General features: G+C 63.5%; 26 protein-coding genes. 14 read left to right on the top strand and 12 right to left on the bottom strand.

From position 1 onward, the window contains the following. The first annotated feature begins 131 nt into the window (after nt 1-131). From L6637_RS04045 to L6637_RS04030, 4 genes are all read left to right on the top strand, one after another. A complete protein-coding gene (locus tag L6637_RS04045; protein WP_237869279.1) occupies nt 132-1112 on the top strand; it encodes an SH3 domain-containing protein in 981 nt (326 codons plus the stop codon). Nucleotides 1113-1286: 174 nt separating this feature from the next. Beyond that, complete coding sequence (locus L6637_RS04040) at nt 1287-1565, top strand: hypothetical protein (protein ID WP_164934154.1); 279 nt, start codon at nt 1287-1289, stop codon at nt 1563-1565. Nucleotides 1566-1821: 256 nt separating this feature from the next. Beyond that, nucleotides 1822-2028, top strand: coding sequence for a hypothetical protein (locus L6637_RS04035; RefSeq protein ID WP_338076515.1), 207 nt, complete (start codon nt 1822-1824; stop codon nt 2026-2028). A gap of 25 nt (nt 2029-2053) precedes the next feature. After that, nucleotides 2054-2434 carry a hypothetical protein gene (locus L6637_RS04030; protein WP_377802654.1) on the top strand — a complete coding sequence of 127 codons (381 nt, stop codon included), beginning with the start codon at nt 2054-2056 and terminating at the stop codon, nt 2432-2434. Nucleotides 2435-2442: 8 nt separating this feature from the next. Here the strand turns inward: L6637_RS04030 and L6637_RS04025 are convergent, their stop codons facing one another. From L6637_RS04025 to L6637_RS04015, 3 genes are all read right to left on the bottom strand, one after another. Beyond that, nucleotides 2443-3012: a TetR/AcrR family transcriptional regulator gene (locus L6637_RS04025; RefSeq protein WP_237869277.1), complete on the bottom strand. Its 570-nt coding sequence runs from the start codon at nt 3010-3012 to the stop codon at nt 2443-2445. After that, nucleotides 3012-3356, bottom strand: coding sequence for a DMT family transporter (locus L6637_RS04020; protein ID WP_237869275.1), 345 nt, complete (start codon nt 3354-3356; stop codon nt 3012-3014). The genes L6637_RS04025 and L6637_RS04020 overlap by 1 nt, the downstream gene beginning before the upstream one ends. A 204-nt stretch (nt 3357-3560) precedes the next feature. After that, nucleotides 3561-4226, bottom strand: a complete 666-nt coding sequence (locus tag L6637_RS04015) for an O-methyltransferase (protein ID WP_237869273.1) — start codon at nt 4224-4226, stop codon at nt 3561-3563. A 97-nt stretch (nt 4227-4323) separates the two neighbouring features. Here L6637_RS04015 and L6637_RS04010 point away from each other — a divergent pair, with 97 nt between their 5' ends. Next, nucleotides 4324-4968 (top strand): TetR/AcrR family transcriptional regulator, encoded by a 645-nt coding sequence (locus L6637_RS04010; RefSeq protein ID WP_237858136.1) that lies wholly within the window; start codon nt 4324-4326, stop codon nt 4966-4968. 128 nt (nt 4969-5096) lie between these two features. Continuing rightward, complete coding sequence (pdxY, locus tag L6637_RS04005) at nt 5097-5909, top strand: pyridoxal kinase (RefSeq protein ID WP_237869271.1); 813 nt, start codon at nt 5097-5099, stop codon at nt 5907-5909. A gap of 8 nt (nt 5910-5917) precedes the next feature. Here the strand turns inward: pdxY and L6637_RS04000 are convergent, their stop codons facing one another. Next, complete coding sequence (locus L6637_RS04000) at nt 5918-7279, bottom strand: M15 family metallopeptidase domain-containing protein (RefSeq protein ID WP_237869269.1); 1362 nt, start codon at nt 7277-7279, stop codon at nt 5918-5920. A 76-nt stretch (nt 7280-7355) separates the two neighbouring features. Between L6637_RS04000 and L6637_RS03995 the strand changes: the two genes are divergently transcribed. The 4 genes from L6637_RS03995 to L6637_RS03980 all read left to right on the top strand — a co-directional run bounded on the left by L6637_RS03995 (nt 7356) and on the right by L6637_RS03980 (nt 8595). Then, nucleotides 7356-7610: a hypothetical protein gene (locus tag L6637_RS03995; RefSeq protein ID WP_237870045.1), complete on the top strand. Its 255-nt coding sequence runs from the start codon at nt 7356-7358 to the stop codon at nt 7608-7610. Continuing rightward, entirely contained in the window at nt 7591-7755 is a 165-nt protein-coding gene (locus L6637_RS03990; protein WP_212328575.1) for a Flp family type IVb pilin, read from the top strand. The genes L6637_RS03995 and L6637_RS03990 overlap by 20 nt, the downstream gene beginning before the upstream one ends. A 118-nt stretch (nt 7756-7873) precedes the next feature. Beyond that, nucleotides 7874-8128 carry a hypothetical protein gene (locus L6637_RS03985; protein ID WP_237869267.1) on the top strand — a complete coding sequence of 85 codons (255 nt, stop codon included), beginning with the start codon at nt 7874-7876 and terminating at the stop codon, nt 8126-8128. Nucleotides 8129-8448: 320 nt separating this feature from the next. Then, a complete protein-coding gene (locus L6637_RS03980) occupies nt 8449-8595 on the top strand; it encodes a hypothetical protein (protein ID WP_237858130.1) in 147 nt (48 codons plus the stop codon). Here the strand turns inward: L6637_RS03980 and L6637_RS03975 are convergent. Continuing rightward, nucleotides 8576-9169, bottom strand: a complete 594-nt coding sequence (locus L6637_RS03975; protein ID WP_237869266.1) for a bifunctional transcriptional activator/DNA repair enzyme AdaA — start codon at nt 9167-9169, stop codon at nt 8576-8578. The genes L6637_RS03980 and L6637_RS03975 overlap by 20 nt on opposite strands. A gap of 130 nt (nt 9170-9299) precedes the next feature. On the opposite strand from L6637_RS03975, the gene L6637_RS03970 reads away from it, so the two are divergent. After that, on the top strand, nt 9300-9719 hold the full coding sequence (locus L6637_RS03970) for a nuclear transport factor 2 family protein (RefSeq protein ID WP_237869264.1): 420 nt from the start codon (nt 9300-9302) through the stop codon (nt 9717-9719). A gap of 71 nt (nt 9720-9790) precedes the next feature. Then, the gene (locus L6637_RS03965) at nt 9791-10711 is read left to right on the top strand and encodes a DMT family transporter (RefSeq protein WP_237858125.1); all 921 of its coding nucleotides are present in this window, start codon (nt 9791-9793) and stop codon (nt 10709-10711) included. Nucleotides 10712-10723: 12 nt separating this feature from the next. Here the strand turns inward: L6637_RS03965 and L6637_RS03960 are convergent, their stop codons facing one another. The 4 genes from L6637_RS03960 to L6637_RS03945 form a co-directional block, all read right to left on the bottom strand. Then, nucleotides 10724-11008 carry a hypothetical protein gene (locus tag L6637_RS03960; protein WP_237858123.1) on the bottom strand — a complete coding sequence of 95 codons (285 nt, stop codon included), beginning with the start codon at nt 11006-11008 and terminating at the stop codon, nt 10724-10726. A 99-nt stretch (nt 11009-11107) separates the two neighbouring features. Continuing rightward, complete coding sequence (locus L6637_RS03955; protein ID WP_237858122.1) at nt 11108-11377, bottom strand: hypothetical protein; 270 nt, start codon at nt 11375-11377, stop codon at nt 11108-11110. A 90-nt stretch (nt 11378-11467) separates the two neighbouring features. Beyond that, a complete protein-coding gene (locus L6637_RS03950) occupies nt 11468-11818 on the bottom strand; it encodes a zinc ribbon domain-containing protein YjdM (protein WP_237858119.1) in 351 nt (116 codons plus the stop codon). A gap of 44 nt (nt 11819-11862) precedes the next feature. Next, complete coding sequence (locus tag L6637_RS03945) at nt 11863-12036, bottom strand: hypothetical protein (protein ID WP_018644642.1); 174 nt, start codon at nt 12034-12036, stop codon at nt 11863-11865. Nucleotides 12037-12172: 136 nt separating this feature from the next. On the opposite strand from L6637_RS03945, the gene L6637_RS03940 reads away from it, so the two are divergent. Then, entirely contained in the window at nt 12173-12532 is a 360-nt protein-coding gene (locus L6637_RS03940) for a c-type cytochrome (RefSeq protein ID WP_237858117.1), read from the top strand. Between the two features lie 178 nt (nt 12533-12710). Here the strand turns inward: L6637_RS03940 and L6637_RS03935 are convergent, their stop codons facing one another. The 3 genes from L6637_RS03935 to L6637_RS03925 form a co-directional block, all read right to left on the bottom strand. After that, nucleotides 12711-13547 (bottom strand): PhzF family phenazine biosynthesis protein, encoded by an 837-nt coding sequence (locus tag L6637_RS03935; RefSeq protein WP_237869262.1) that lies wholly within the window; start codon nt 13545-13547, stop codon nt 12711-12713. A gap of 70 nt (nt 13548-13617) precedes the next feature. Continuing rightward, a complete protein-coding gene (locus L6637_RS03930) occupies nt 13618-14274 on the bottom strand; it encodes a hypothetical protein (RefSeq protein ID WP_237869260.1) in 657 nt (218 codons plus the stop codon). Nucleotides 14275-14333: 59 nt separating this feature from the next. Beyond that, on the bottom strand, nt 14334-14786 hold the full coding sequence (locus L6637_RS03925) for a hypothetical protein (RefSeq protein ID WP_237869259.1): 453 nt from the start codon (nt 14784-14786) through the stop codon (nt 14334-14336). A gap of 368 nt (nt 14787-15154) precedes the next feature. Between L6637_RS03925 and L6637_RS03920 the strand changes: the two genes are divergently transcribed. Continuing rightward, nucleotides 15155-15979 carry an FkbM family methyltransferase gene (locus tag L6637_RS03920; protein WP_237869258.1) on the top strand — a complete coding sequence of 275 codons (825 nt, stop codon included), beginning with the start codon at nt 15155-15157 and terminating at the stop codon, nt 15977-15979. Nucleotides 15980-16020: the final 41 nt, after the last annotated feature.

The raw sequence follows: 16020 nt of genomic DNA, 5'->3' as shown, positions 1-16020 counted from the left end.
CGCCGATGAACGGCGGATGAATATCGAACTCAGTGCAAGGTGCGCATCTCACTCTTTTGGCGGATGCGACGCTTGCGAGCGGAACGCTTTCTTCCGCTCGCGCGTTCCGCCTCTCAGAGGAGGACTTCGCCATGAGACTGAGAACCGCTTTAGTTGCCGCATTGCTGCTTGCACCGACGGCCGCACTGGCTGCCCCTGGGATCGTCACCGTCTCGACCGGCTTGCGCGCCGGCCCGGGTGCGGGCTTTCCGCTGGTTGATCGCGTCCCCGAAGGCGCCCGCGTCAACATCCATGGTTGCCTGCGCGGCAACGCCTGGTGTGACGTGAGCTTCTCCGACGACCGTGGCTGGGTATCGTCGCAATATCTCGAATATCTCTACCGCAATCACTACGTCTATCTCCCCGACTATGTCGACGAGGTCGACGTGCCGGTCGTTCCCTTCGTGCTGAGCTCGTACTGGTCGAGCTATTACGAGGGACGTCCCTGGTATCGTCGCCATGCCTACTGGAATAGCTACTGGACTTCGCATGAGCGCTTCGCGACGCGGATGACGATCGATCCGCACGCCGCCCGTATCGGCCGTGCGGCGACGCGCGACGCTGCGGTCGCGTTGGGCCGCGATGCGCACGCCAAAGACAACATCAAGGGCAATGTCGCGGTCTCCGGGCGCGACGCCGTGACGGCGCGGCATGATGCGGCCATCGCCAAGCGCGATGCTGCGGTTGGCATCGATCGGAATCGCGCCGAACGAAGCCAGCGCTTTGTCAATGAGCGCACCGCCGTGCAGGCGCGCAATCCCCGCGATGCGCAGGCGCGCATGATGCACCAACAGGCGGCAAGCCGTGCCGCGCTACGCGCGCAGCCCACGGCGCGTGTCCATGAAGCACCGCGCATGTCGGCCGCACCCGCTGCCCGACCCGCAATGCCGCATATGGCTCAGCCCAATGTGAGCCACGGCGCGCCGATGAATGCCCATGCGCAGATGCCGGCGCCGCGTCCGGCTGCGCCTGCGCCGGCAGCCGCGATGCCGCATCCGGGCGGCGGCGGCGCTCCGCACGTCAACGCCGCTCCGCATGGTGGCGGGGCGCCCGGCGGCCATGAAAAGCACTAAGCTCGCCAACGAAAGCCCGGCGCTCACGCCGGGCTTCTTGTTTGGGTTGGCGCGAGTTCCGTGCGCGTACAATTTAAGACGGTTCTTCGCGGGCAGATTTCATCGAACGTAAGATGTGTATCCAAAGATGTAAGCATCCACTCGGGGCAGCGGGGCTACGGGAGGATGATGACGATGAGACAGAACCAGGCGGAGTCGCGCCGTCAAAGTGTCGCGAAGCGGTCGATGACGAGAGAGGCCAAGCAACTGGCCGGCCTGATTGCCGGCTTGCGCAAATCCCTCGACGGCATCCACAAGGAGCGGGCGAGCACAAAACTCTCCGGAGCCGAGATGGGAATGCTCGACGAGCGCCGCAACAATTTGTTGCTCACCATTGCTGCCCTGGACGACCGTTTGTCGGCGGTGCAGGGTCTGATAGATCTCGGCCGGCCGCATGTGATCCGCGTCCACTAGAGCGGATCCCGGGCGCTATCGGTTCTGTCGCGGCGGCGATAGGCCGGAGCCTGGCTGGCAGCCCTGCACCTGCGCAATCGCAGGCGAGCCCTTCAACCAGCTCCAGGCAAGCAAAATCACATTCAAGATGCGGTCCATGACGAGGCGCAACCGCTCCGAAGGGGCGGGTGCCGGCTCACAATGCTGCCGCGGACGGCACCAAATTGCCACGCTCCCGGCGAATTGCCGCCAAAGGCCGCTGCCACGACGAGATCGGGTGCAGGGCAACGCAAGGGGATGCGCATTGGCCTACAAGATGATCGCAGAACGCGACAATGAGAAGTACAGTTTTGCCCGCGAGAGCCGATTGCTCATCGTGGCGAAGGCGAAGGTTTGGGCAAGCGAGGGGTGGCGGGTCGTCATCACCGATCAGGACGGCAAGGACTACGCGCCGCCGGAATTCGATCAGTTGCTGGCGGCTTGACCGCAGGACGGGCTAGGGGACGACATTGAGATCGCCATTTCGACCGGGGCGCGAGGTCATCGCGCCTCTGATGTTTCTTGGGACCGTTGCTGCGGCTGCCGCAGTGCTGACGACGCCGTTCGTCTCCGCGCAAAATCTCGACGCGGGCAAACCGCCCGAGAAGCTCTTCGCCGACGGCTGCTCGGCCTGCCATCGCAGCCCGCGCGGGCTTGCCAAGGGGCGCTATGCTCTGACGCTGTCCTGGTTCCTCCAGGATCATTACTCGGCCGGCCCGGATACGGCGAAGGCGCTCGCGGCCTATCTGGTATCGGTCGACACCCCGCCTCCGGGCCCTGCGGCGAAGCCCGGACCCAAGTCAGCGAAATCCAAACCGCGTCCGCCCAAGCCTGCTGTGCAGGGCCAATAGTCGCCCGACTACTGGCGCTGATAGCTCTGCGCGATCAGGCGGTCATGCACGGCGCGCAGGTCGGCGTTCATGCGGGTCTGTCCCGTCGTGACGAAGGACAGCCAGGCGCCATCGGCGGCGAGACGGACGATCTGGAGCCCCAGTGTTGCGTCCGTGGCGCGATGCCGTTTCAGGCGCGCTTTCATCCACTCGTTCCAGAGCCGGCGCAAAGACGGATCGGTGACGGCCACCATGCTCAGCGTCGCCCAGGGCGTTGTGAAGCCAAAGGCCTTTCCGGTGAAGACGGCATTCACATAGGCGCGCGTAAAACTGCCACGCGGATTCGGATCCGCCTCGATGGCGGCGTCGATCTCGGCATCGACGCGGCCGAGCAGATCGGCGAACAGGCCTTCGATCAGCGCCTGCTTACTGCCAAAATGGTGAAACAGCCCGCCCTTGGTGACGCCGGCAGCGGCCGCCACCGCCTGGACCGTGATGCCGGAGACGCCGTGGTCCGTGGCGATATCAGCCGCGCAGTCGAGCAAAGCGCGCCGCACCTGCTCGGGCTGCTTGGTGCGGGTGTAGGCGCTTGCAGGCATCAATGCGCCGTGGTCTGCGAGAACAGGTTGATGACGACGACGCCCGACACGATCAGGGCAATGCCGGCGAAGGCTGCGGCGTCCAGCATCTGGCGGAACAGCACGAAGGAGACGGTGGCGGTCAGGATGATGCCGACCCCGCCCCAGATCGCATAGGCGATGCTCAAGGGGATCACCCGGATCGCGACCGACAGCGCATAGAACGAGGCGACATAGAACAGCACCATCGCCAGCGTCGGCCAGGGCCGCGTGAACTGCGCGGACTGCTGCAAAAAGGCCGATGCCGTCACCTCGAACACGATGGCGAGAGCTAGTGCGGCATAGGAGGTGAAAGCAGACGTCATGGCGATCTCGAGCGCGCGGAAAGATACCGCGCGGTAGGTATGTTCAGCATGCGCAACGTGGCTTTTGTCGGGAGCAAATATCACGTGTGAGTGACGGGCCTGCGACAAGGCAAAACCTGAGGGATTTGCGCGGTCGACGGCACAAAACCGCCGCACGACGGATCGTCCGGCGGCTTCGGGATGCGCGATATGTTCGATCCGGCCCTAACGGATCCGCACGGACAGCTCGACATCCTCTGCGAAGGGTGTGGACATGTAGCCGCTGCCGGGCGCGCGCACGCGCGCCAAATAGTCGGGGCTGTCGTCGGCGTTGTCGGCCACGATGATTGCGCCCGGCCTCAAACGGTCTTCGACCAGATCGAGGATATCAGGATAGAGCGCCTTGGCGCCGTCGAGCAGCACGAGGTCGATCTGATCTGGTAGATCGACGCACAGCGTCTTCAGCGCATCGCCTTCGCGGATTTCGACGAGATCAATCAGCCCGCCGTCCCTGAGGTTCTCGCGGGCCCGCGCGGCCTTGGATGGTTCGAATTCGCTGGTGACGAGGCGCCCGCCACCATTGTCGCGCAAGGCTGCAGCCAGATGCAGGGCCGAGATGCCGAACGAGGTGCCGAACTCGACGATCGCCTGGGCGCGCGAACTGCGCGCCAGCATGTACAGCAGGCTGCCGGTCTCGCGCGAGACGGCGAGCGGCGCGTCCTTTAGGCGTGCGTAGAGGTCGCGGTAACCGGTCTTGCTTCGCATCATCCTGACGCGGTCGGCGTCGGTCACATCGGCGAAGGCGGCTTGCAGGTCGCCGCGAGCTGCTTCGTCCTGGTCGAACAGACGATCCAGCAGCGGTGCAAGCGATGTGATTGTTGGGGTGGTCATTTGGTCTCTCCGAGGTTCACGGCTGAGCGCGTGCTTGCGTGCGAATTGAAATACGACTAATTCGTCGCATTTCCTATTCGCATTCCCCGGGCGCTCCATGGCTGGTCGTCGAAGTCGTTCAGTTTCTTCACGAAAACAGCCGCAACAGGCGCGCTCCAACGAGCTCGTTGCGGCCATTCTCGACGCCGCGGTTCAGGTTCTGACGAAGGAGGGCGCACAACGCTTCACCACCGCGCGGGTGGCTGAGCGGGCCGGGGTGAGCGTCGGCTCGCTCTATCAATATTTTCCGAACAAGGCGGCGATCCTGTTCCGCCTGCAAAGCGACGAATGGCGCAGCACGAGCGAGCTTCTGCGCGGCATTTTGGCTGACAGGACGCAGCCGCCTCCGGCGCGGCTGCGCGCGCTGGTGCATGCCTTCATTCGCTCGGAATGCGAGGAGGCCGCGATCCGCGGCGCCCTCAGCGATGCCGCGCCACTTTATCGCGATGCGCCCGAGGCGCAGGAGGCGCGCGCGGCGGGCGAGGGCATTATCGCGGCTTTCATGCGCGAAGCGCTGCCAAAGGCCTCGGAGGCTACGCGCGAACTCGCCGGGGAGCTGATCAAGACGACGTTGGCTGAGGTTGGCAAACGGTTTTCGGAAACACCGCGCGGCGAGGCGGAGATCACTCGTCGCGCTGATGCGCTGGCCGACATGTTCTGTGCCTATCTCGGTGAGCTGGCGTACCGCGGAAGTCATCCCTGACATCTGCGTTTGCGGGCCAATATCGTTCGAGATCGCGGGGATGTTGGGATAGCCTCGCGCACCGTCCTTTCAGATCGAGTCCGCGCCAGGCTTGCCACTACAGGTTTTTGATCCTACGGACTCCTCGCATGCTCGTCATTTCGATTCAAAGCCAGGTCGTCCACGGCCATGTTGGCAACAGCGCGGCGGTTCACGCCATGCAGGCGGAGGGCGTCAACGTGGCCGCCGTGCCGACGACGCTGCTCTCGAACCATCCGCGCTATCCGACCTTGCGCGGGCGGGTGCTCGACGCCGAGCTGATCGCCGATCTGCTGAGAGGCGTCGAGGAACGATGCCTCGTCGATGAGGCCGCTGTGCTCGTCACCGGCTATCTTGGCTCATCCGACAATGCCGTTGTCGTCGCCGATTTCGTCGAGCGGGCGCTGTCGCGCAATTCCAAGCTCCTCTATCTCTGCGATCCCGTGATCGGCGACGACGGTCGCGTCTATGTCGCCGACGGAATTCTGGATGTGGTCCGGCGCCGGCTGGTGCCGGCGGCGCACGTGATTACGCCGAACCAGTTCGAGCTCGAGCTGCTCGCCGGCGTCAAATCTGCTGATACCGAGGGCCTGCGCGCCGCGGCGGCCGCGCTTGCCGGGCAACGCCGGATCGATGTCGTCGTCACCGGCTGCACGCTCGCGGACACGCTGGCGGGGCAGGTGGAGACGATCCTGTGTGCTGACGGCCAATTGTCGCGCTTCGCAACGCCGCGCTTGCCGATCCGACCCTATGGCACCGGCGATCTCCTGACCGGCCTGATCGCGGCGCATCTTGCCAAGGGCACGGCGATCGAGGCGGCGGTGCGGCTTGCTGTCCGGACTATTTTCGCCGTGCTCGTTCGTACGCAAGCAGCAGGATCAGCCGAGATGCGTCTCGTGCCGCTGCCTACGTCAGGCACTTAAGATCGGGATCAGGTCGTCCGCTTCGCGGACGATTGCGCCGACTTTTGCGATTTTGCGGAGCTCTTCTCGCGTGCAACCTGCGCCTTCGATGGCTTGGCCGATGACTTGACTGATGACTTGGCGCTGGCCACAACGCGCGCCTTTTTAGATTTGGTGTTGGCGGCTTCCTTGCGGTCGGTCGAGATGCCGCGCTTCGAAATATATTCCGGACCATCGATCGGGCCGACATGCGGCGGATCGTGGTCGAGATAGGGCCGGCCGATGCCGAGCGCCTTGCCGTTGGTGTCGACCCATTTCCACAGCACTTCCGTCGAGGCCCAGCGCTGGGCACGGTTGTTGCCCTGGGTGCTGACGATGTCAGCCGCGAGGCCGTGGCCGTAGCCGCCGCGCAGGCTGCCGCCGTGATAGGAGCGGTTGGACGCCGCCTTCAGGCCGCTCGCAATCTCCTGGCGATAGTCGTCACGGAACGCGCTTGTGATTCCGGGTGAGAGTCCGGCGGCTTCCGCCGCGAGCAGCATGCGGAACAGCTTCTGCTTGAAGCTCTTGTCCATGCCGCCGATGACGTAATCCATCAGCGGCATGTTAACGTGCTCGGCAGCCTTCGGGTCTTTCCAGGCAAAATCCTCGTCGACGAGTTTTGTGAAGCTGCGCATCACCGTGACCATCTTGCCCTTGCGCTTGATGGTGACGGCACGGCGGTCCTGGACCTTGATCGAGTCTTCCTTCGGTGTGCGCTGATAGAGCGCCCAGAGATAGCGATCGACGCAGGCATCCATCGAGAAGCATTCATCGAGCACGGCCACCGTGTCGGCCGGCGGCGAGGCCTTGCTCTCGGCCACGGGCCCGCTCGCGATCGCGGCGGGCGACAGCGCGTCCTGTGGGACGACGTCGCCGGGATCGGCGGAGGCGAGCTTGATTGTGGGCTCCGCTGCGGGCGCAGCCTCACTCACGGCAGGCGCGGCTTCGTTGGTGACGGCCGCAGCTTCGCTCGCGGCGGGGGCCGGTTCGGGCGCGACCTGAGGCGCGGGCGACGCTACAGGCAGCACTTCGGTCGGATCGGCCGAGGCGAGTTGGACGGCGGGAGCGGGGGCTTCGGGCGGCGGCGCTTCGACCAGCGCTACGCTCGGTGTCGCGGCCGCGGCGGCGGCGATGTCGGCGGTCAGCGCGATACCATCGTCGATCGTTGCGGCACGCGGGATGTCGGCAAGTTCGAGGCGGGTGAGATCTTTCGCGTGGGAAACTGCGGCTGCATTAGCGCCGCTGTTCTCGATCAAGGCCGGGGCATAAGCAGAAAGGGACAGAGCCAGCCAGCCGACCATCACGGCCGAGGGGCACGCAACAGCAACAAGAAGAGACCGCCGATCATTCATGATCCCTGCCTCCAAGGTTCGCGAACGAACCAGATTGCATAGCCAAGCACGCGGCGCGTCAATTGTTTGAGGGATGATGTGGCGGCGCAATGGCGCAAATCTCCCAAATCAGGCTTTTCAAGCCGGTGTTGCGCAAATGCAACTCGGGTTCCCGGAGGTTCCCATCGCGCCGGGGGCGGAAAAACCAGAAAATTCGGCTTCATTTGCCTATCAAATTGGATGGTGCAGATTTACTCAATCTTGGATTGTGACGATGCATTCCTCCCGTGCCGGCAACGTCCGGTTGATCTGGGAAGGACATGCTTGTGAAATTGAAATGCCTGTTGATTGAATTTGCGGCCGATGAATCCGGCGCCACCGCGATCGAATACGGCCTGATTGCAGCGGGCATCGCGCTTGCGATCATCGAGGTGATTTATGCGCTCGGCACCAATCTCGTCGCAAAGTTGCAATCCCTGGCGACGGCATTGAAATAGACCGTTCGCGTTAAGCATACCGGTATGCAAAGCTGGTGATGTTGCGTTGCGGTAAAGCATGTCGCAATGCAGCAAATGTGGCTTACATGGGCTCCGAACTTCTCTTTGGAGCATCACCATGAACAAGAAAACGATGTCGATCGCAGTTGCTGTCCTCGCTCTTGCGGGCTCGACTGCCACCTTCGCTGCCGAGTTGCCGTCTTACGAGGCTAACGGCATTCCAGCGTCCCCCGTGCAGGTCCGCGTGCTCGGTGCCACCCATGTCGAGCAGCAGGTGACGGCGCCTGCCACCAGCATGACGGCGCTCCAGGCCAGTGTGCTGACGCCGCGCAAGCAGAAGACTGCGAATGTGACCACGGGTTCCGCCCGGTAAGCTGACATTACGCTGGGCTAAAAGCTCGGTGGCAAAGCGTTCACGACGTCAATGGCCGGGCTTGTCCCGGCCATTTTTTTGCGTCGTCTCTTCTCCGTCGTCGACAGCGTGATCAATCACACTGCGCGCGATCCGGCTCAGTTTGCCTATCGATGCGCTGACTGAGAATTCTTCAGTAAAAAATTGTCTCGCATCGCGCGACTTGTGTACCGCGGTTCAAAACGAGTGTGATCTGCTTAATAGTTGTTTTGCTGGTCGCGGCGCTTGATGCGGGCGCCGCATATTGGCGGCCAAGAATTGTTTTTGATAATGGAGCCGTCATGCCCGTTGCACAGAAAGCCGTTGTTACCGCCACTTCGCCGCGTGAGTTCATTGTTCGCCATCTCGCGATGTTCGCAGCCGCCGCGCTGTTCGTATTCGTGCTCAGCCTGACCTATGGGCTCGATCTCAGCCCCGGCTTCTTCTGAACGGCTCCACGCTCCGCTTGCGCGTTGCGCGCAGGCTCGACGGCGAACGGCCATAGAGCTCGGCGAAAGCGGCGTTGAAGCGGCGCAGGCTACCGAAGCCCGACTGAAACGCAATGTCCGTCATGGTGTGATCGCCGCTGTCGAGCAGGCGCTTGGCGCGCTGGACGCGGAGCGTTTTGGCAAGCTGCTGCGGTGTTGCGCCGATATGGCGCTCGAACAGCCGTGCGAGATGGCGCGATGAGATGCCGAGCCGTGTCGCGAGCGTCACCACGTTATCCTCGTCGAGCGCCCCCTCATTGATGAGCTTGACCGCGCGCGCGACCGTCGCGCGGGTGCCGTTCCAGGCCGGGCAGAACGGCGCGGTCTCGGGGCGGCAGCGCAGGCAGGGGCGGTAGCCGGCAGCCTCGGCCGCCGCCGCTGTCGGATAATATGCGACGTTGCGCGTCAGCGGGTGCTTGGCCGGACAGACCGGACGGCAATAGATTCCCGTTGTCTTCACCGCGGTGAAGAAACAGCCGTCATATTTGGGATCGCGGCGCAGCCGCGCGGCGTTGCAGGTCTCGAAACTCAGCATGAGCGCATGATAACGCATGCCGGCACAGACGAAAGCGCCGCGGGATGACCGAGTCCGATTGTGGCGAGCCGCGGCCCAGGTCCCGGCCTAGAACGCGCCCCTCACGCCAACACAAGCGAGGAAGCGCATCGTGACCAGCCCGAAGGACATCGTTCTCAACGCCTGGAAAACCTTTTCTTCACGCGATGCGGATCGCATTGTGGCGCTGTTCACCGAGGATGCCGAGTGGATCGCGCCGAAAGGCAATGCCACGGCGGTTGCGCTCGACCACACCGACCACATGGTCGGCGCCAGGCAGATCGCGCGCTTCATTGCGGGGGAGATGCACAGGATGTTCTCCGCAATCGATATCGCCTTTCGCGGCGTGTACGCCGATGGCGATGTCGTGATCGTGGAGGAGCGGATGCGCGCGACGCTTGCAGACGGCAAGCCGTACGAGAACGAATATTGTTTTGTGTTCACCCTGGCCGGCGACCGCATCCGCGAGGTGCGGGAATACATGGACACGCGCAAGGGATGGCGCATGGTGTTTGGCGAGGAGCCGCGATGATCGGGCCATCGCGTGCCAGCCCTGCAGTCGCGTGGGTTGAGCCGATGCGCGCACTGACATAAGGCTGCCCCATGGATCAGCGGACGAGCGGCGCTGACGCTCTCACTCAGACGAACGATCGGACGCCGGCGCTGCTTGGCGTTGTCTGCGGGCTGTCGGCCGCGCTGTTCTGGGCGCTCGGCTTTGCCGGCACGCGGCATGGTCTGAAGGTCGGATTCACGCCGGTCGATCTCCTGGTGCATCGCTACGTCTGGTCCGGCATCGCCTTCCTGCCGCTGGTCTTGCGCGCAGGCATCTCGGACCTCTGCGGCATCGGCTGGGGCAGGGGACTTGCGCTGATGGTGCTCGGCGGCCCCGTGATGTCGCTGATCTCCTACACCGGGTTCCTGTTCGTGCCGCTCGGCCATGGCAGCGTGATCCAGCCGTCCTGCGCGACCCTCGGCGGCCTGTTGCTGGCTGCGCTGTTCCTCAAAGAACGGATCTCCGTCTCACGCCTGACAGGTGCGATCGTCATCGTTGGCGGCCTCGGCGTGATCGGCGCGGAATCGATCGGCCATATCGGCATCGACGGCGTGCAGGGCGATCTGATCTTCGTGCTGACCGGTTTGATGTTCGCCGGCTTCGGGGCGCTGCTGCGGCACTGGCGCGTTTCGGCGGTGTCGGCCGCGCTCGTCATCAACGTGCTGTCGTTGCTGCTGCTGCCGATCTACATCGCGACGGTCGGTCCTGCCCATATTGCCGCGATCGGCCTCACCGAGAACGCGATCCAGGCGCTGGCGCAGGGCGTGCTTGCGGGCCCTGCGGCGCTTTATCTCTTTGCCGTCTCGGTCCAGCGCCTCGGCGTCGCCCGCGCGGCCGTGTTTCCGGCCTGTGTGCCGGCGCTCACGCTGCTCACGGGATGGCTGCTGCTCGGCGAGCCGCCGACGATGCTGCAGGCCGCAGGTCTCGTGATTGTGCTGTGCGGATTCTACCTCGCGCAGAGGCAGAGGTAGCGCGGGCGGCGACTAACCGCTCTTCGGGGGGCTGCAGGTGACGGTGCAGCTGTTGAAATCACAGACGAGGAGCTGCTTCTTCGCCGGACAGGCCTTCAGGCTGCTGATCGGTTTGGGGGAGCCGCCGGGGACGACCATTTCAAGCGTGGTGCAGTTGCCATAGCGGGAGCAGGAGCCGCTCGGGAAGAGAATGTCGGTGCAGCGACAGGTCTGCGCCGCGTTCACCGGTGTGCTGCCGATGAATGCGATGGGTGCGACGACGAGCGACGCGGCCAGGACGAACTGACGGAATTGCATGACGGCCTCCCTATGATTGTAAAGTACGCGGCAAGTTACCACAGGGAAGGTTCCGCGCTTGTGAAGCGCCTCACAAGGCTGCGCGCGCGACGCCGCGCGTCAGAGCCAGTCCTTCACCCTTGGAGAGCAGGCCTTCTTGCGCGGGTTCCAGACATAGTCCGGTCCGCCGCAGGGCGGGCGGGGGCGCGTCGTGACCGGACATTCATTCCAGACCCGCGCGCCGGATTCCCAGCCATCGACGACGCAAGCGCCGAAAATGCTGGTGTGGCAACCGGGACCGCAGAGGCCGTCGGCGTTCGCCGCGGTGACCGCGCCAAGCAGCAGCACCGGTGTCGCAAACGTCAGCAGGATTCGTGGAAAGATCTTCATGATGCGCTCCTCCGCCAGCCGCGCGGAGCATAGCACCAAATCCGCCGGCCGAGAACGGCACCCGCGGCCCGCCTGCATGCGAGCGCCGCCTCAGGCCTTCTTCACGAACTCCGACTTCAGGTTCATGGCGCCGATGCCGTCGATCTTGCAGGCGATGTTGTGCCCGTCCGTGGCGTCCTGGAGACGGATGTTGCGGACCTTGGTGCCGCCCTTGACGACCGAGGACGAGCCCTTGACCTTGAGGTCCTTCATCACGATGACGCTGTCGCCATCGGCCAGAACATTGCCGTGCGCATCGCGCACGCCGGCCTCGACAGGCGCATCCAAGGTCGCGCCGGCGACCGCGCTCCACTCATGGCCGCACTCCGGGCAGATCCAGAGGTCGCGATCCTGATAGGCGTGTTCGGAGCGGCAGTGCGGGCATTGGGTGGCGTCGGTCATGATGGTCTCGGTCTCGGAGCTTGGGAGTGGAAGGTGGCGGGCCGTCAGCGAAACAACGCGACGAAGATCACGTAGAGCCAGCCCAGGATCCCGTGGATGATCGCCCACAGGATCGAGTGATTGTTGGTGTAGGAGATCGCGATGGCGAGCGCCGAGCCGAAGCCTACACCGTATTTCGCGCCCTCGACGCGGACGCCGTAATAGCGATTGCCGTTCATGCTGGTCTTTCCCGCAAGATTGCGCTGCCATCTCTTCCTATGCGCATTGCAGCCGCCCCTTGACGCAGATCAATTGGCCGCCGCGCGCGCCGACTTAGGCTTATCAAGTCACCGCAGCGAAGGCGAGGTCGGAGCAATGTCGCGCAGCGTTCGAATTTATGTCGGCCTTGCCGTCCTGATCGCGTTGTCGGTGCTGTTTCTCCTGGGCGTCGTCCACACCGCGGCCGGCGCATCCGGGCTTTCCCCGCGCAAGGTCGCTGAAGGACATCGCCTCGCGCAGGCCTGGTGTCAATCATGTCATGCCGTCGAGCCTGACATGGCCGGGTTCTTCGACCTGGCCCCGAGCTTCCAGGCCGTCGCCGACCGCAAGGGCACCACCGCGCTCTCGCTCAAGGTGTTCTGGCGGACTAGCCACCACGACATGCCGAACCTCGTGATCGCCCCCGATCAGGCCGATGCATTGTCGGAGTATATCCTGAGCTTGAGAGGCAATTGACGGCGGTGATCGATGCAGATCGATCTTCGCGAAAACAACCCCATGCACAGTAGAAATGCCTGCGCTTTTCGGATTTCGGCGATCCCGAATAATCCTTGACCCGTCGGGCAAAACAGGCGCATGATGGCAGGGTGGGCCAGTGCGATGGTGCTGCTCCATCCGGGCTACAAATTGCTGCTCAGGACTCCATGAACCGCGCCGTGCCTGATACCCGGATCGAGCTGCCTTTGGCCGGACCGATCTCGGCGCGGATCAGCGAGCGTGCGCCCATGTCTTCGCCCTGGACGATGTCGATGGCGCCGCCATGCGGCCAGCCGATGTCGCGCAGATGGCCGGCGAACGCGGCGGCGGCCGCGCCGGTGGCGGGATCCTCGACGACGCCGCCGGCGGCAAAGGCATTGCGCACATGGAACAGGCGCGGCGTCTCCACGCTCACCAGCGCGATGGTGATGAGGCCTTCGCGCGCCATCAGCGCGCGGCCGCGTTCGAAATCATAGGCCATGCGCGCCAGCGCCTCGCGCGATCGCAGGGCCAGCAGGACATGATCGGCCCCGCCGTGAATCTTCGCCGGCGGAAGTTTTGGGTCGAGATCGCTGCTGGCATAGCCGAACAGGCTCAGCAATTCGTCCCGCAGCGAGGCATCGAGCGGTGCGCTGCGCGTCGACGGCGACTGCAATGCGGCCGCGATGGTGCTGCCGTCGCGCCGGCCAGACACGGAGATGACGGCATCGTTCAGATGCAGCTCGAAAGTCCGCTCGCCAAAGCGATGTGCGAGCGCGGCGCCGAGCGCGATGGTGGCATGGCCGCAGAACGGCACCTCCATCGTTGGCGAGAAATAGCGGACACGCCAGGCTTCGCCTTCGGGCGCGACAAAGGCGGTCTCGGAGAAGCCGACCTCAGTCGCGATCGCCTGCATCTCAGCGGCATCGGGCAGGGCATCGCCGATCCAGACCCCGGCGGGATTGCCGCCCCTGATGCCGTCGGAGAAGGCGGAGATGCGGAGGACGTTGGTCATGAGATGATCCTGTTGGCGGGGCGGCAGCCTTCGGCGATTTGGGCTACGAAGGCAAGGCTACTGTTCAAGGCTACTGTTCGCGGGCGTTGCGCGTAAAGTAGGCGTGAATTCTGACGGCTTGCCGAACAGGCCAGTTCGGCTTTGCCCCGACGAGCTGGCGAGTGACCGCTTCGCGCAGCGCATGCAGGTCGAAATGAAGACCCGCCCAGCCAAATGCAATCGCGATGGAAAAGAGGCCGTAAAAAAACTCGGCAGTTGTGACCGGCTGGTGGGTCAGCAGCTTCGCAAACGGCGTTGCGCTTTGAATGCCGGCCAGGGCTGCAATGAACTTGATCAGGCTCCAGACCACGAACTGCTCGATATGCCAGACGTATTTTGGTGCAATGGCGGCGCCGAATATGCCGGCAAGCAGGTAGGTCAGCAGTTGGGGGCCCACACAGACGCCCACGATTGCGCCGATGAGAAGGAGCTCCTCCCTGGTGCCGGTGAGATAGCCGTAAATCGAGGTGCATATGCTCTCGTAGTCGCTGCAAACCTTTGTGAGACGATCGTGGTTTGGGGCTGCAACGATTTCCAAGGCAAGGAAAAGCAGGAAGAAAAGCGAGTTGATGTACCAGATCAAATAGAGTTCGCGGGCGTGCCGCTTTCTCAGGCGGCTCGCTGTGCATAGCGCGGCGATGGCTGCAGCGATGACGGAGACCAGGCCCCAGCCGCCCCAATCCGCCATTTCAACATCTCCGGCAGCAAGAGATCGTCATGAGATACGTTCGATCGCCGACCTTGTGCTTAGCGCCGTCCCGCACAGTAGCCCAAACCCATGCAGGTCGTCCCGCCGATCGTAAGGGCGCCACTGCCCAGCGCACCCGCGGTTCCTTTCCAGTTGCTGGTTTGGTCGTCTGGGCTGGACAATCCAGAATTCTCGATCGGCATCAGCCGATTGGGCATTTGGGGAGGTCTGTCGGCGTCAAAGAGGTGGGATGGCCATTCATCCTGCAGCCTTGGAGCCGGCGTCGGGATTATCCTCTCATAGATGTAGGGGTGCTCGATCGGCCGAACCACCGGGCTGGTCTCCAGCTTCCAGAAGTTCTGCATCGCCCTTGTCGACGCCTTGCCCGCTTGGACAAGCAATCCGGTCATTTCGGCGATTTCCGCAGGGGGAGGAAGTTTCCCCGCATAGGCCCCGGTGCCGGGTGCACAAACAATGAGAATTGCAGAAGCAGCAAGTATTTTCGCACGCATGGCGGTCCCTCCATGAGCAAATGACTTTGACTGCAAATTATTCGCCAGCTCGGATGGACGCCCGCTGCAGGGCTACCATGCTTGTAATGTTGCTTCTGCAATCCGCGGGGCAAAACGCCCCGGAGAAGCAATATGTCCACCTGCATCTTTGGCGTGTGACGGGGATGATCGGTTCATAACGCCGTTCGAATTGGTCTTCACGGTTGCGCGATTATCCGAAGAGGATGTCCGGTACAGGCTTATTGCGCTGCGCAATTCTGCTGCTCGTTGAGGTTACGCGCTACCCCCGCAACCGTTACCGGGAGCAAGCCTCGCATAAGCGCCCCTTGCGATAACGGCATCCACTTTAATCTCGAGGAGATTCTGCAATGCCGATCGCGGGGCAAAAGCTGGCCTTTGTCATGGCCTCGTCCAACCATGGCACCATGATCGTCAACCGCTTCGACTATCGCATGGTCGGCCCTGACCGCGGCTACGGTGTCGGCTATCAGATCCTGGAAGCGGCGGCTTTCGATCCCGGCGAGGTCAAGATCGCGCTGGAATTGCTGGCCTTGCGGCGCAAGCACCATGGCGACGGCATCATCGCCATCGATTGCGGCGCCAATATCGGCGTGCACACGATCGAATGGGCGTCGGCCATGACCGGCTGGGGCTCGGTGATCGCGGTCGAGGCGCAGGAGCGGATCTACTATGCGCTGGCCGGCAACATCGCCATCAACAACTGCTTCAATGCGCTCGCCGTGCACGCGGCCGTGTCGTCGGAGCCGGGCACGATGCAGGTGCCGAACCCGAACTACTTTACTCCGTCGAGCTTCGGCAGCCTGGAGCTGCGCCCGCGCCCCAGCAACGAATTCATCGGCCAAGAGATTGACTACACCAACAACACGGTGCTCGTGCGCAAGATGACGCTGGACGAGCTCAATCTGCCGCGCGTCGATTTCATCAAGATCGACATCGAGGGCATGGAGATGGAGGCGCTCACCGGGGCGCGCGAGACGGTCAGGGCGCATCGCCCGATCCTGCTGATCGAGAAGATCAAGACGGATCTGCGCCAGCTCGAGCAATGGCTTGATGACAACGGCTACCGGTTGATGACGCTCGGCATCAACATTCTCGCCATTCACCAGAGCGATGCGTGCCTGAAGGAGATCAATGCAGCGCAAGGTGCCGGCCGGCAGCCACACGCGGCTTAAGGGAGGGCGGAGGTCTGGGTGAACTGCCGTAGAGTGGGCAA

It is taken from the genome of Bradyrhizobium zhengyangense (assembly GCF_022012435.1).
GTDB classification, from domain to species: Bacteria; Pseudomonadota; Alphaproteobacteria; order Rhizobiales; family Xanthobacteraceae; genus Bradyrhizobium; species Bradyrhizobium zhengyangense.
This window is presented reverse-complemented; position numbering and strand designations above follow the sequence as displayed.